The 13,629-nt window shown below is 72.7% G+C and carries 12 protein-coding genes and 1 pseudogene; 11 read left to right on the top strand and 2 right to left on the bottom strand.

Annotation, left to right across the window (positions count from 1 at the left end; translation table 11 throughout):
* Window positions 1-88: 88 nt before the first annotated feature.
* The 9 genes from ACTMSW_RS11475 to ACTMSW_RS11435 are packed head-to-tail and all read left to right on the top strand — an operon-like array spanning window position 89 to window position 9,504.
* Window positions 89-1,264, top strand: a complete 1,176-nt coding sequence (locus tag ACTMSW_RS11475; protein WP_441180512.1) for an inositol-3-phosphate synthase — start codon at window positions 89-91, stop codon at window positions 1,262-1,264.
* Window positions 1,261-2,187, top strand: a complete 927-nt coding sequence (locus ACTMSW_RS11470; RefSeq protein WP_441180511.1) for an HD domain-containing protein — start codon at window positions 1,261-1,263, stop codon at window positions 2,185-2,187. Before ACTMSW_RS11475 ends, ACTMSW_RS11470 begins: the two co-directional genes overlap by 4 nt.
* A complete protein-coding gene (locus tag ACTMSW_RS11465; RefSeq protein WP_441180510.1) occupies window positions 2,184-3,326 on the top strand; it encodes a class I SAM-dependent methyltransferase in 1,143 nt (380 codons plus the stop codon). Before ACTMSW_RS11470 ends, ACTMSW_RS11465 begins: the two co-directional genes overlap by 4 nt.
* Window positions 3,327-3,331: 5 nt before the next feature.
* On the top strand, window positions 3,332-4,318 hold the full coding sequence (locus tag ACTMSW_RS11460) for a Gfo/Idh/MocA family protein (RefSeq protein ID WP_441180509.1): 987 nt from the start codon (window positions 3,332-3,334) through the stop codon (window positions 4,316-4,318).
* A gap of 3 nt (window positions 4,319-4,321) precedes the next feature.
* On the top strand, window positions 4,322-5,149 hold the full coding sequence (locus ACTMSW_RS11455; RefSeq protein ID WP_441180508.1) for an MBL fold metallo-hydrolase: 828 nt from the start codon (window positions 4,322-4,324) through the stop codon (window positions 5,147-5,149).
* A complete protein-coding gene (locus ACTMSW_RS11450; RefSeq protein ID WP_441180507.1) occupies window positions 5,146-6,630 on the top strand; it encodes a YcaO-like family protein in 1,485 nt (494 codons plus the stop codon). The genes ACTMSW_RS11455 and ACTMSW_RS11450 overlap by 4 nt, the downstream gene beginning before the upstream one ends.
* Window positions 6,627-7,508 (top strand): sugar phosphate isomerase/epimerase family protein, encoded by an 882-nt coding sequence (locus tag ACTMSW_RS11445; protein ID WP_441180506.1) that lies wholly within the window; start codon window positions 6,627-6,629, stop codon window positions 7,506-7,508. The genes ACTMSW_RS11450 and ACTMSW_RS11445 overlap by 4 nt, the downstream gene beginning before the upstream one ends.
* Window positions 7,505-8,746 carry a glycosyltransferase family 4 protein gene (locus tag ACTMSW_RS11440; protein WP_441180505.1) on the top strand — a complete coding sequence of 414 codons (1,242 nt, stop codon included), beginning with the start codon at window positions 7,505-7,507 and terminating at the stop codon, window positions 8,744-8,746. The genes ACTMSW_RS11445 and ACTMSW_RS11440 overlap by 4 nt, the downstream gene beginning before the upstream one ends.
* Window positions 8,713-9,504, top strand: a complete 792-nt coding sequence (locus tag ACTMSW_RS11435) for a PIG-L deacetylase family protein (protein WP_441180504.1) — start codon at window positions 8,713-8,715, stop codon at window positions 9,502-9,504. Before ACTMSW_RS11440 ends, ACTMSW_RS11435 begins: the two co-directional genes overlap by 34 nt.
* Before the next feature lie 230 nt (window positions 9,505-9,734).
* Here the strand turns inward: ACTMSW_RS11435 and ACTMSW_RS11430 are convergent, their stop codons facing one another.
* Both ACTMSW_RS11430 and ACTMSW_RS11425 read right to left on the bottom strand, forming a co-directional pair.
* Entirely contained in the window at window positions 9,735-9,923 is a 189-nt protein-coding gene (locus tag ACTMSW_RS11430) for an ATP-grasp domain-containing protein (RefSeq protein ID WP_441180646.1), read from the bottom strand.
* 616 nt (window positions 9,924-10,539) lie between these two features.
* Window positions 10,540-11,745: pseudogene (locus tag ACTMSW_RS11425) on the bottom strand (IS256 family transposase).
* A gap of 178 nt (window positions 11,746-11,923) precedes the next feature.
* On the opposite strand from ACTMSW_RS11425, the gene ACTMSW_RS11420 reads away from it, so the two are divergent.
* Both ACTMSW_RS11420 and ACTMSW_RS11415 read left to right on the top strand, forming a co-directional pair.
* Entirely contained in the window at window positions 11,924-12,313 is a 390-nt protein-coding gene (locus tag ACTMSW_RS11420) for an ATP-binding protein (RefSeq protein WP_441180503.1), read from the top strand.
* Between the two features lie 71 nt (window positions 12,314-12,384).
* Entirely contained in the window at window positions 12,385-13,566 is a 1,182-nt protein-coding gene (locus tag ACTMSW_RS11415) for a PP2C family protein-serine/threonine phosphatase (protein ID WP_441180502.1), read from the top strand.
* The last annotated feature ends 63 nt before the right edge of the window (window positions 13,567-13,629 follow it).

The following is a 13,629-nucleotide window of genomic DNA, read 5'->3' as shown; positions in this document are numbered from 1 at the left end:
GTCCGCCGCGAAGCGGCGGGAATGCGCCGGCCCTTCGTGGGTATCCGGCCGCCGGTATCCGGCCGGCCGGGTCGACACGGGAGGAAGCATGACGGAGCAGCGCATCGGGGTCGCGGTGGTCGGACTGGGTGGCGCGGTGGCGACGACGGCGGTGGCCGGGGTGGAGCTGCTGCGGCTCGGCATGCGAGACCTGTCCGGGCTGCCGCTGGCCGACCGCAACGACCTGGTGCCGTACGAGTCGCTGGTCTTCGGCGGTTGGGACCTGGCCCCCGACGACCTCGCCAAGGCCGCGCACCTGCACCGGGTGGTGGAGCCGCCGCAGCTGGACACCGTCGCGGGGCCGTTGCAGGCGATCAAGCCCTGGCCGGCGGTGGCCGACCCGGCGTGGTGCCGCAACGCGACCGGCGCCAACGTGGTGCCGGTCGGCCCGCTGCGGGACCGGGTCGCGCACCTCCGGGCGGACCTGCGCCGGTTCCGGACGGAACAGGCGCTGGAGCGGGTGGTGGTGGTCAACCTCGCCTCCACCGAGGCGCGGCCCGATTCCGCCACGCCCGTCCTGGCCGGGCTGGCCGCCTTCGAGGCGGGTCTGGACGGCGACGACGCGGCGATCACGCCGGGTCTGCTCTACGCCTACGCGGCGATCCGTGAGGGTTGCCCGTACGTCAACTTCACCCCGAGCCTCGGTGCCGACGTGCCGGCGCTGCGCGAGCTGGCCGAGCGGGAGCGGGTGCCGGTCGCCGGCAAGGACGGCAAGACCGGCCAGACGCTGATCAAGACGGTGCTGGCGCCGGCGTTCCGGTCCCGGGCGCTCGCCGTCGAGGGCTGGTACTCCACCAACATCCTCGGCAACCGCGACGGGCAGATCCTCGACGATCCCTCGTCGCTGGCCAGCAAGCTCGACACCAAGGGCTCGGTGCTCGACGAGATCCTCGGCTATCCGGTGGACGACCACGTGGTCCGCATCGACTACTACCGGCCACGCGGTGACGCCAAGGAGGCCTGGGACAACATCGATCTCGTCGGCTTCCTCGGCCAGCGGATGCAGATGAAGGTCGACTTCCTGTGCCGGGACTCCATCCTCGCCGCGCCGCTGGTGCTGGAGCTGGTGCGGCTGGTCGCCGAGGCGGCGCGGCGCGGCGAAGGCGGCCCGCAGGAGCAGCTCGGCTACTTCTTCAAGGCCCCGATGACCCGCGACGGCGGTCCTCCGGAACACGCCCTGCACGTGCAGGAGCGGGCCCTGCTGCGGTGGTTGGACGCGGCGTGACCACCGCGCTGGCCGTGCCGCCGGTGCAGCGGCTGGCTGCGGTGGCGCCGGCGTTCCGCCAGGTTGGCGACCTGAAGCGGGTCCGGGTGGCGCACGCTGACCGATCCGCCGCCGAACGGGCCTTCGTCCGGGCCTGGGCAGCGCTGGTCGCCGGTGCCGACCCGGTGGCAGTGGCCGATCGGGAGTGCGCCGCAGCCGTGGCCGGGGCGCGGCTCGGCGGCTTGGACGCTCCCACCCTCACCCGCTGCGGCCTGTCCGGGCCGGACGTGGAGAACGTCCTCGCCCGGGCGATTGCCGAGCTGGCCGACGCGCTGCACCCGGACACCGTCAGCCGGCTGCACGTCGCGCTGCCCGGACTGGTGGCCGACGGAATCGCCGAGGGCGGCGAACCGCCGTTCGTGTCCGCGCTGTGCCGCCAGCCACGCGCCGGCGCCACCGCCCCGGGGCGACCCCGTCTGATCGTCGAGCCGGCCGAGAACCACGCGGAGCACTGCTGGGCGGTCGCCGTCTACGGCGCGCTGCTCGCCGATGACGTCGGCGCCGACCCCGGTGCGGCGTTCCTGCTCGGGCTAGCGCACCACCTGCACAACGCCCGGCTCCCCGACGCCGGCTTCGCCGGGGAACTGCTGCTCGGCAAGCACCTTGAGGCGGTCACCGAACGGCTCACCGAGGTCGAACTCGCCACCCTGCCCGTGCCGCTCGCAGCCCGGGTACGCGCCGCGCTGGCGTGCCGGGCGGACGCGCACAGTCCGCTCGGGGCGGCGTTCCACGCCGCCGACGTGCTGGACCGGGTCCTCCAGGCCCACCACCATGCTCGGGCGGCGGCTTTCACCGCCGAGCAGGCACTGGTCGACTTGGAGCTGGTGCACGACGGGCCGGTCGCCAGGTACCACCACGCGGTGCTGCGGGCGGCAGGGCTGTGACCGCCGTCGACGCGCCCGCCACCGGCGCCGGATGGCGCGGCCCCGATGGCAGCGGACTGCGGGCCGACACCGGGCACAGCCTCACCGACGGCGTGCGCCGCTGGCCCGTCGTCGACGGCATACCGTGGCTGCGGCCCGGACGTGACGAGTTGCGTCAGGCAGCAGTGGCGGCGCTGGACGCCGGTGACCGCCGCGGCGCGACGGTGTTGCTGCTTGCCGACGCCGACGACTGGTGGGATGGTCCGGCTCCGCCGCCGCGCCGGCTGCGGGCGGCGCTGGAGGCCCGGACTCTGACCGAGGCGGTGGACCTGCTCGGCCTCGGCCGGGTCGGCACCTACTTCCGGCACCGCTGGTCCGACCCCAGCTGGCTGGCCGTGCTGGCGCTCACCGCGGCCCATCCGCCGGCCGGCCGTGCCGTGGTGGACCTGGCCTGCGGGGCCGGGCACCTGCTGCGGCACCTTGCCCTGCACGGGCACACCGACCTCACCGGCGTCGATGTCGTCTTCGCCAAGCTGTGGCTGGCCCGCCGTTTCGTGCTGCCCCCCGCTGCGCCGGTCGCGCTGGTCTGCGCCGACCTGACCGCGGGCTGGCCGCTGCCACCCGCCGCCGCCCCGCGTCACGTCGCCTGCCACGACGCGCTGTACTTCCTCGCCGACAAGGCCGCTTTCGTGGCCGCTGCGATAGCCACCGCTGGGCCACGCGGGGCGGTGCTGCTCGGGCACCTGCACAATGCCCGGCACCCGGCCGGCCGGGCCGGACTGCCGCTGCTCGCTGCGGAGTGGACGGCGCTGCTGCCCGGCGCCACCGCGTACGCCGAGGAGGAGCTGACCGCCGCGACGGCCGACGGTCGGCTTCCGGCACCGGCCACCGGCGCGGCGCTGGCGGCCACGGAGGCCCTTGGGCTCGCCCGCGACGGGGCCGCCGCGCCACCCGACCCGGCGCTGCTGCTGCCCGCCGGGTGCGCGCCGCTGCGCCGCAACCCGCTCTACGTCGACGGTGACCGCGCCTGGCCGGACGACCGGTGGGCGGCCGAGTACGGCCGACGGGCGGCGACGTACCTGCCGCCGCGCTGGCCCGACCCACCCAGGCCGGATGCGGTGCGCCGCCGGCTCCTTCTCGACCTGCCCGAGCGGTGGTGACCGACATGGGCGACCCGGTGCGGTGGGGGGTGGTGGGGTGCGGCTGGGTGGCCCGCGACCACGTCGCCCCGGCGATCCGGGCCGCCGGCGCCCGCCTCGTGGCCGCCTGCGACCGCGACCCGGCCGCGGCGGACGCCCTGCGGCCGGACGTGCTGGCCACCGCCGACCTCGACGCCCTCCTCGATCGCCGCGACGTCGAGGCGGTCTACGTCGCCACGCCGACCGACACGCACGCCGACCTGGTCGCGGTGATCGCCAAGGCCGGCCTGCCCGTGCTGTGCGAGAAGCCCCTCGCAGCGACCGTGACCGACGCCCGCCGGTTGGTCGCCGCCGCCGGTGGCACGCTCGCCGCTGCCGCCTTCGACCAGCGGTTCCATCCGGCGCATCGCCTCATCGCCGACCTCGTGGCCACCGGGGATCTCGGCACGGTGACGGCGGTGCGCATCGTCTACGGCTGCTGGCTGCCCCCGGACTGGACCCCGGACGGCCGCGCCCACGACAACTGGCGGATCGACCCGGCCCGCTCCGGCGGGGGCGCGCTGGCCGACCTCGCCCCACACGGGGTGGACCTCGTCGGCGCGCTGCTCGGCGACGACCTGACCACCCTCACCGTGCTCACCCAGCGGCAGGTGCATCCCTATCCGGTCGAGGACGGGGCGATGCTGACCGGCACCACGGCGGGTGGGGTCCTCGTCTCGATGCACGTCAGCTTCAACACCTCCGACCAGCTGCCCCGCCGGCGCCTGGAGATCGTCGGCACCCGCGCCCAGCTCGTCGCCGTCGACACCATGGGCCAGACGGCCGGTGGCAACCTCCGGCGCCTCGACGCGGTCACCGGCGGCACCACCGAGCTGCCCTTCGACACCTGCACCGGCCCGTTCACCGCCCAGGTCCGCGCCTTCGGCGCGGCGGTGCGGGGTGCGCAGTGGTGCTGGCCGCTGTCGCGGGACCTGCGCCTGCACGAGCTGCTGCACACCGCCGGAGGGAGCTGACACATGCCGCTGCGGCCGTACGCGTGCGACAACTGCGGGCACTGGCAACGCTGGTTCGCCCCGCCACCGTTCTGCCCGGTCTGCGTCGACGTGCGCAACGCCCTACCCGAGGAGGGGTGGCTGTTCCATGCGGCCGACGAGGTGGCGGCCGGTCGGCAGGCCCGCTGGGCGGAAATGACCCCGGGGGTGATCGGCTACTGGTGCGAGCCGCAGCTCGGGCTGGGCAGCACCGGCTGGGTGGTCGAGACCGACGTCGGGCTGGTCGGCTGGGAGGCCGCCGGCTGGTACCCGCCCGCCGCCCTGGCCGACCTGCGCCGCCGCGGCGGTCTGGTCGCGCTGGGCGCCAGTCACGTGCACGGGTACGGCGCGCTGTGGCAGTTGCAGGACGAGCTGGCCCCGCCGGTGCTCGCCGTCGGCGTCGACGACCTGGTCTGGACCAAGGCGTTCCGGGTGACGTGGCCCGCCGACGACCGGCTCGAACTGGCGCCGGGCCTGGTCATGTACCGCAGCGGCGGTCACTTTCCCGGCCACAGCGTCCTGCACGACACCCGCCGGCGCATCCTCTTCGTCGGTGACCTCATCAAGGTGGAGCTGGCCGGCGCGACACCGGTGGGCCTGTCCTGCCACAAGGCCTACCACGCCCAGATCCCCCTGTCGCACGCCGAGATCCGCCAGGCCCGCGCGCTCGTGGAGACGCTCGACTTCGACGCCGTCGCCACCCCGTTCGAGTACGCGGCGCCCGTCGGCCGCGAGCAGGTGCTCGCCCTGTTCGACCGGCAGCTGCGCGGGCAGCCGCTCGCCGGCCCGATCCCCATCGAGGAGTTGACATGACCCGAGCCCTGCGGCCCCGCACCGACACCGTCACCGTCGCGTCGGTCGCCGACCAGCTCGCCGGCGCGCTGCCTTCTGGTGAGGTCGGCGACTTCGACGTGTCCGGGGTGGACCGGCTCGGCGTGCCCGTGGTCACCGCCGACCACCTCGGTGACGGTTGGCCCCGGGCGGCGGCCTTCGGCTACGGGCCGACGGTCGAGCAGGCCCGGACCGGTGCGTACGGGGAGCTGGCGGAGGACCTGTTGCTGCACCGCCACCTGCGGGCACTGGCCCCGCGGTGGGCCTCCTACGGTGAGCTGCTGCGAGAAGTCGGGCCGGGCGGCGTGGTGGACCCCCGCTCACTCGTGCTGACCGCCGGCACCGCCGTGAACGACGACCAGCCGCGGTCCTGGCTGCCCACGCTGCGCTGGCGCACCGGCGAAACGGTCCTCGTGCCCGCCGAGTTCTGCGCCTCGTCCGCCGACGACCTGCCGTGGCAGGACCCGGCGGAACGCTTGATCACGGTGATCACCAACGGGTCCGGAGCGGGGGACACCGTCGAGCGGGCGGTCGCACACGGCCTGCTGGAGCTGCTGCAACGCGACGGGAACGTCACCGCCTTCCGGGCCATGGACCGCGGGGTGGTGCTCGACCTCGACGAGGTGCGCGACCCGGTGACGCTGGCCACGCTGGTCCGGCTCCGGGCCGCCGGGATCGACGTGCTTCCCAAGGTCGCCTCCACGGAATTCGGAATCGCCGACGTGCACGTCGTCGGCGTCGACCGCGAGCCGGGGACGCCGCCGCTGGCGGTGACCGCGTGCGGCGAGGCGGCCCACCCGGACCGAGAGGTCGCGCTGCGCAAGGCGGTGCTGGAGTACGTCGCCTCCCGCGCCCGCAAAGTCTTCGCCCACGGTCCGCTCGACGTGTTGCGGCCGGTCGCGCCGGAGGCGTACTGGCAGCGGGAGCTCGCCCGACCGCCCGCGCCGCAGGAGCCGCACGCGCTGCACGCGATGCGCGCCTGGACCCGGCTCAGCGGCGCCGAGCTGCGTGGCCTGTTGGAACCGGTGGTGCTGGCCGAGCGGGCCCGGGTGCCGTTCTCCTCGCTGCCCACCGTCGCGCCGGGCACGCTGGACGAGCCGCCCGCGCTGCTGGGGGAGCTGCTGCACCGGCTCGCCGAGTTCGACGTGCTCGTCGTCGTGGCACCGGGGGAGGGGGCGGTCGCGGTCAAGGTGATCGTGCCGGGCCTCGAGGCCGAGACCATGTCGTACGGCCGCATCGGCGCGCGCGGGGTGGCGCGACTGGTCGAGCGGGACTCGCCGCTGGTCGGGTCGGGGCCACCGCCGCGCGAGGGCAGCGCGGCGGTCGTCCTCGACGCGGCTGGCCGGGAACGGCTCGACGGCGACGCGTGGCTGGACCTCGCCGGGGTGGCCCGCACCGTCGGACCGCTCTACCCGCTGTACCGGGAGCCGAGCCGGCACGCCGTTGCCCGGAGCGCCGCATGAGGCTGCGCTACGCCTACAACACCAACGGCATGACCTCACACCGCCTCGACGACGCCCTCGCGCTGCTCGCCGACGCCGGTTACGACGGGGTTGCCCTGACTCTGGACGTGGCGCACCACGACCCGTACGCCCCCGACCTTGCCGGCCGCACCGCGCGGCTCGCCCGCCACCTCGACCGGCTGGGACTGGCCAGCGTCGTGGAGACCGGCGCCCGCTTCCTGCTCGATGCCCGCCGCAAGCACCACCCGACGCTGGTCTCCGTGGACGAGGCGGACCGCGCCCGGCGGCGTGCCTTCCTGCGCACCTGCGTCGACGTCGCGTCCGGGCTGGGTAGCGAGGCGGTCTCGTTCTGGGCCGGTGTTCCCGAGCCCGGCACGGACCGGGAACGCTGCTGGGGCTGGCTGGTCGACGGGGTGCGGGACGTGGTCGGCTATGCGGCTGGGCGGGGCGTGCGCTGCGCGTTCGAGCCCGAACCGGGAATGCTGGTCGACGACTGCGACGACTGGGCTCGGCTCGCCGCCGAGGTGCCGGGCCTGACCCTGGCCCTGGACACCGGGCACTGCCTGGTCTCCGGCCGGTACGCGCCGGCGGAGGCGGTGCGGGCCTTCGGCCCGGCGCTCGGCGCGTGCGCGGTGGAGGACATGCCCCGCGGTCGGCACGAGCACCGTGCCCCGGGCGAGGGTGACATGGACCTCCCGGCGGTGCTCGGGGCGCTGACCCGGATCGGCTACACCGGGCTGGTCAGCCTGGAGTTGTCCCGCGACGCGCACCGGGCGGACACGCTGGTGCCCGCCGCGCTGGCGGCGTTGCAAGCGGCGGAGCGCCGCGACGCCGACGCGACCGCGCGTGCCGGGGACCTGGAGGTGACCGTGCGATGAGGATCTGCTTCGTCTCCCGCCGCTACTGGCCGGCGGTGTCCGGCATGAGCGCGTACGCGGAGAATCTGCTGCGGCACCTCGCGCGGGCCGGCCACGACGTCACGCTCGTCTCGCAGTACCGCGGCGACGCGGCTGGCCGTGCCGTCTACGGCGGCGGCCCCCCGCCGGCCGACCGGGTTCCGTCCGGCGTCGCGGTGTACGCGCTCGAGGCGCACGGTGAGCAGGCGGTCGGCCGGGGCGAACCCGCCGACTTCGAGGCGGACGTGGCCGCGATGACCGACACGGTACTTCGACTGCACGCGCAACGCCCCTTCGACGTCCTGCACGCCCAGTACGCCTACCCGAACGGTCTGGCGGTGCTGCGCGCGGCCCGCGCCGCCGGCCTGCCCGCCGTGGTCTCGGTGCAGGGCGGCGACGGACACTGGGTCGGCACCTGTTGCGCCACCCACCGGCACCTGGTGCGGGCGGTCTTCGCGCACGCCCCGGCGCTGCTGATCGGCTCGGAGTCGTTCGCCGCCGAGGTGTGCGCCCGGCACGACCTCGACCCGGCCCGCTTCACCGTCGTACCGGGGGCCACCGACACCGACCGGTTCGCGCCCACCCGACCCCTCGGCGAGGTCTCCGCGCCACCGGTGCTGCTCTACCACGGCCGCATCGACACCCGCAAAGGCGTGCTGGACCTGATCGACGCGGTGGCGAAGCTACGCGCCGACGCCACACCCGTGCGGCTGCTCATCTCCGGCATCGGCCCCGACGTCGACGCCACCAGCGCGCGGATCGCCGACCTCGGCCTGACCGGCGACGTCGAAATGCTCGGCGCTGTCCCCTACGAACGGGCCCACCAGGTGTACGCCCGCGGCGAGATCTTCGTCAGCCCCACCTACGCCGAGGGGTTTTCCAACACGATCCTGGAGGCGATGGCGAGCGGACTGCCCGTGGTCTCCACCGACGTGGTGGGCGTGCGCGACTGCGTACGCCCCGACGACAACGGTCTGCTCGTACCCGCCGGAGACCCGGCGGCCCTCGCCGCGGCGGTGCGCCGGCTGCTCGACGACGCCGCCCTGCGCCGGCGGCTCGCCGCCCGCGCCCGAAGCGACGTCGAGCGGGAGTGGAGCTGGCCGGTGGTCGCCGACCGGATCACCGCCGTCTACGACGGCCTGGGCGCCGCCGTGCTGGAGATAGCCGATCCGCCGGTGGACCCGGCGTGCCGCTTCCGCACCGCGCCGCACCTGCTGTGACCGGTCGCGCCGTCGCGGTCAGCCCGCACCTCGACGATGCCGTCTTCTCCGTCGGCGGCACTCTCGCCGCGCTCGCGGCCGCCGGCTGGTTCGTCGAGGTGCTCACCTGCTTCACCGCCTCCGTGCCGGACCCGTCGCCGTTCGCTCTCTCCACCCAGCTCGACAAGGGCCTGCCGGCGCACGTCGACTACATGGCGCTGCGCCGCGCCGAGGACGCGGCGGCGTGCCGCAGGCTGGGCGCCGTACCGGTGCACCTGCCACTGCCGGAGGCGCCGCACCGCGGCTACGTCAGTGCACCGGAACTGTTCGCCGGCGTCCGCTCCGACGATCCGGTCGGCGCCGCGTTGGGCGCCGCGCTGCGCCCGCGGGTGCTCGCCGCCGACCTGGTGCTCGCCCCGCAGGCGCTCGGCGGGCATGTCGACCACCGCGTCGTCGCGGAGGCAGTCGTCGCGTGCGCCCCGGACGCCCTGTGGTGGCGTGACGTGCCGTACGTCAGCCGGGCCCCGGACGAACGCCCGTGGCGGGCCCTGCCGGCCGGCGTAGAACAGGCCGTCGACATCCGCCCGTACTTGGGCGTCAAGGTCGCCGCCGCCGGTCTCTACCGCACACAGCTCGACTTCCAGTTCGGCGGCGCCGCGCGGGTCGGGCCGGCGTTGCACGCGCTGGCCACCGCCGAGGCCAGGCGGCTGGCATGTCGCGGCGCGGTTGAGGTGCTGCGGGGACCGGCGGGACGCCTCGCGACCACCGGCTTGGGCTGACGACGGCCCGCCGACACGGGACGGCCTGAACTCGGGCCTCGGGCCGCCGGTCGGGGCGCACGCCGTTACTGCGGTGGGAACGATGCGGCATCGCCGTCTTGCTTGCGCCAGCTGCCGCCCGCGTCGACGGCTAGGAGCCGTTTGACCATGGCGAGGGCTTCGGGTTCGGTGGCGAACTCCTACCGCGTTGAACGTTTCCTGTGCCGCGGCCTGTGGCAGAGGGCAGCGCCCTATCGACCGGCAAGTAGCGCAGCGACGAAGGCGTGGGGGCTGATGGTGGTAGGTCGGTCGCTGACCTGGCCGTCGCCGAGTTCGACGACGCGCCAGAGGCCGTCGTCGCGTTGGGCGAGGTCTACGGTGACGAAGGGCAGGTGAAGGGCGGCGACCAGTGGTGTGAGCGTGGAGAGGTCGACGTCGATGGGTGGGAGTTCGTCGGGGGTGTCGGGGTGGGCGTCCCACTAACCGTGCACCTGAGGAGCATGACGACTTCGCATGGGTCGGGATCAACGAGCTGGGCGGCCTTCCCCTCGTGTTTGGCGCCCTGCCGGCATTGCTTCGTTCCCTGCCTGAGCCTGACCGGCTGCCTCGTTCACCGTGACCCCTTGCCGATTCGCAGAGGCCGCCCCAATGCCCATCGAGCGCCCAGGTCAGCTTCCCGTCAATTGTTCCGCGGCGGCGGTCGCGGGCGGCTGGCCAGCTTGCGCGGACCCTGCTCAGGCTGTCGGCCCTTGTCGGATCGTGTCGGTCTTGGCTGGCTGGCAGGCTTGGCTGTACGAATGGCTGTACGGCCAACGCAGCGACATCGGTGAGGAGCGCCAGTGGTTCCGGAGGAAGCTTTGCTCCATGCCTCTCGGCTGTATCGGGCTGAGGAGGTCCGTGGGCGGGAGTGCCCAATACCGTCGCCTATCTCGACGGCCCTGCGGCGAGCTGATCGAAACAAACGCGCCATCGGGCGCGACCATCGCACTCGGACGGCGGCATGAGCGGAACGATGGGGAGTGTCAAGTTAACAGCTGATCTTGGTTGTTGAGGTGGTCAGTGGTTGGCCGGGGTGAGCCGGCCTTCGAAGCCGATCTGGAACGCATTCAGGGGCGCTTTCCAGCGCATGGTCCAGCGCCTGCGGCCGGCGCCGGTCGGGTCGAGGCTCATCAACCCCATGTAGCCGCACGTGAGCGCGGCCTGCTCGTTCGGCAAGTGACCGCGGGCCCGGACGGCCTTGCGGATGCGGGGGTTCACCGACTCGATCGCGTTGGTGGAGCAGATGACCTTGCGGATCTCCACGTCGAACGCGAGGAACGGAACGAACTCGGCCCAGGCGTCGGACCACAGCTTGACGACCGCCGGGTATTTCTTGCCCCAGGCTTCGGCGAACTCCATGAACCGCTCCGTGGCGGCGTCTTCCGTCGCCGCGGTGTAGACCGGCTTGAGCGCCTTGCCGATCTTGTCCCAGTCCTAGCGGGCTGCGTAGCGGAACGAGTTGCGTAGCAGGTGCACCACGCAGGTTTGGACGATGGTGCGGAGCCAGACCGTCTCGACCGTCTCGGGCAGACCCTTGAGGCCGTCGCAGACGAGCATCAGCACGTCGGCGACGCCGCGGTTCTTCCGTTCGGTAAGCACGTGCAGCCAGTGCTTGGCGCCTTCGCCGCCGTGGCCGGCCCGGATGCCGAGGATGTCGCGGTGTCCGTCGACGGTGACCGCCATCGCGAGGTAGATCGGCCGGTTCGCGACCTGCCCATCCCTGATCTTGACGTTGATGGCATCGATGAACACGACCGGATACACCGTGTCGAGGGGTCGGTTCTGCCACTCGGCCATTCCGTCATGACCTTGTCGGTGATGGTGGAGATGGTCTGCTTCGACACCTCAGCCCCGTAGACTTCGGCCAAATGGGGGGGCGATCTCCCCGTGGGTCAGGCCCTTCGCCGACAGCGACAAGACCATGTCGTCGACGCCGGTCAGGCGCCGTTGCCGTTTCCGCACGATTTGCGGCTCGAACGTGCCCGCCGCGTCCCGCGGAACCCGAACCTCGACCGGCCCGACGTCGGTGAGCACGGTCTTGGTTCGGCTGCCGTTACGGGTGTTTCCGCTGCCCCGTCCGGCCGGGTCGTGCTTGTCGTAGCCGACGTGGTCGGTGATCTCCCCGTCCAACGCCGACTCCAGGACCCGCTTGGTCAGCTGCTGCAACAGCCCGCCCTCACCAGTCAGCTTCAGCCCGTCACCACGAGCCCGATCGACCAGCATCGCGATCAACTGCTCGTCCGTGACCGCACCCACCGACCCGCCGGCCGACTCCCGCCCCGAGGTGATCTCGGTCGTCATCTGGCGTCTCTCCCTTGATCGGTCGATCAGCCGTTATTTGTACAGTCCCAATTATCGATGATGATCGTGAGGATGATCGGTACCTGGGTATGTCACTAGTGTGGATGACATCCGCGTGCCCTTGCGGCATGGCACTCCTGCGTCGCTTGTGCGCCGCGTCGCGCAGCAGGCGCTCCGACGCTGGGGGCTGACAGACCATGCGGACGATGTGCTGCTCGTGGCGACCGAACTCGTCCAAAATGTTACCCAGCACACCGATGACGGCGGCGAACTGAGAATGACTGTCCGCGACGATGCCGTTCTGATCGAGGTCACCGACACCAACCCGGCACCACCACATAGGCGTCAGCCTCACCCTGATGAGGTCGGTGGGCGGGGCATGTTCTTGATCGCGTCAGTGGCCCGGCGGTGGGGTACCCGCCCGGGGGTCTGGGCCGGCCGCACCGGCAAGATTGTATGGGCGGAGATCGTCAGACGATCGACCCACTGACCGTGATTGCACATTGCCTGCCAGGAGCGCTCGCGAAGTCACCGGCGGCCGAACGACGAGAGGAGGCGATGATGGCCGATCCGCTGCAAGCTGTGCAGCGTCTGCTGGGCCTGCGGCAGCTCAGTCTGCTCGACGAGCTTCCCACCGCACTGAGCGACACGGCACCCCTGCTCGACGCGATCGACGTCACCGCACTGCTCGTCGACTACGAGCAAATAGCCTTGTGGCCCCTCACCGGTGACATCTCTCGGGTCACCGACTCGATCCGCATCAACGGCACCGATGCCGGCCGCGCGTTCACCTCAACGCGCGCTACACAGCACGACGGCCCCGAGGACGTCCTACTCTGGTTGCCGCTGCTGCACGCGACGCAACGCCTAGGCGTCCTACAGGTAAGGCTCAAGGCCGAACCAGACCAGGAGCTGCACCAGGCGTTGACCGTCGTCGCCGCCTTGGTCGCCGAGTTGATCTCCAGCCGCCGGTTCTACGGCGACGCCGTGGAACACACCCGACGCCGGATGCCCATGCAACTGGCCGCCGAGATCATCTGGAACCAGTTACCCCCGCTGAGCTTCACCGCCCACGACACCACCATCAACGCGGTCCTGGAGCCGTCCTACGACGTCGGCGGCGACGCCTTCGACTACGCCGTCAACGGCACCACCCTGCACGTCGCCCTGTTCGACACCGTCGGCCACGGCATCACCGCCAGCGCCCTGACCACCCTGGCCCTCAACACCTACCGCAACGCCCGCCGATGCGGCCTGGACTTGACCGACACCTACCGCAGTATCGACAAGTGGGTCCGCAACCAACACCCCGGAGCCTTCGTCACCGCCGTCCTCGCCGAGCTTGACACCACCACCGGGCACTACCGCCGCATCTGCGCCGGCCATCCCGCCGAGCTCCTGCTGCGCGACGGCGCAGCCCAGCCACCGCTGCCCACCCCCACCGCGCTACCGCTCGGTCTCGCCCACATGCGCACCCGGCCCCCGGGTATCACCGCGCACACCCTGCAGCCCGGCGACACGCTGCTGCTCTACACCGACGGCATCACCGAGTCACGCTCGGCCGACGGTGAACTGTTCGGCCTGCACCGGCTGTCCGACTTCGTCGTCTCCGCCATGGCACACCATCTGCCGCCTGCCGAGATCATGCGCCAACTCATCCACACCATCATCAGCTACGAACACGGAGAACTGCGCGACGACGCCACCGCGGCCATGCTCCAATGGCAGCCCCTACCGCAGTAACGACACCCGGCTCTCCATAAGCCCACCGGTGTCCCGTCGTGCGAGCGCCCGAGAATGGGTGGA

This window comes from Micromonospora sp. BQ11, from assembly GCF_052068135.1.
Classification (GTDB): domain Bacteria; phylum Actinomycetota; class Actinomycetes; order Mycobacteriales; family Micromonosporaceae; genus Micromonospora.
Note: the sequence above shows the minus strand (reverse complement) of the source record. Positions and strands in the feature narration are given on the sequence as shown.

Excerpts from the sequence above, each read along its gene's own strand:
- ACTMSW_RS11460 (WP_441180509.1), top strand. The coding sequence starts at position 3,332 with ATGGGCGACCCGGTGCGGTGGGGGGTGGTGGGGTGCGGCTGGGTGGCC.
- ACTMSW_RS11475 (WP_441180512.1), top strand. The coding sequence starts at position 89 with ATGACGGAGCAGCGCATCGGGGTCGCGGTGGTCGGACTGGGTGGCGCG.
- ACTMSW_RS11450 (WP_441180507.1), top strand. The coding sequence starts at position 5,146 with ATGACCCGAGCCCTGCGGCCCCGCACCGACACCGTCACCGTCGCGTCG.
- ACTMSW_RS11415 (WP_441180502.1), top strand. The coding sequence starts at position 12,385 with ATGGCCGATCCGCTGCAAGCTGTGCAGCGTCTGCTGGGCCTGCGGCAG.
- ACTMSW_RS11440 (WP_441180505.1), top strand. The coding sequence starts at position 7,505 with ATGAGGATCTGCTTCGTCTCCCGCCGCTACTGGCCGGCGGTGTCCGGC.
- ACTMSW_RS11445 (WP_441180506.1), top strand. The coding sequence starts at position 6,627 with ATGAGGCTGCGCTACGCCTACAACACCAACGGCATGACCTCACACCGC.
- ACTMSW_RS11455 (WP_441180508.1), top strand. The coding sequence starts at position 4,322 with ATGCCGCTGCGGCCGTACGCGTGCGACAACTGCGGGCACTGGCAACGC.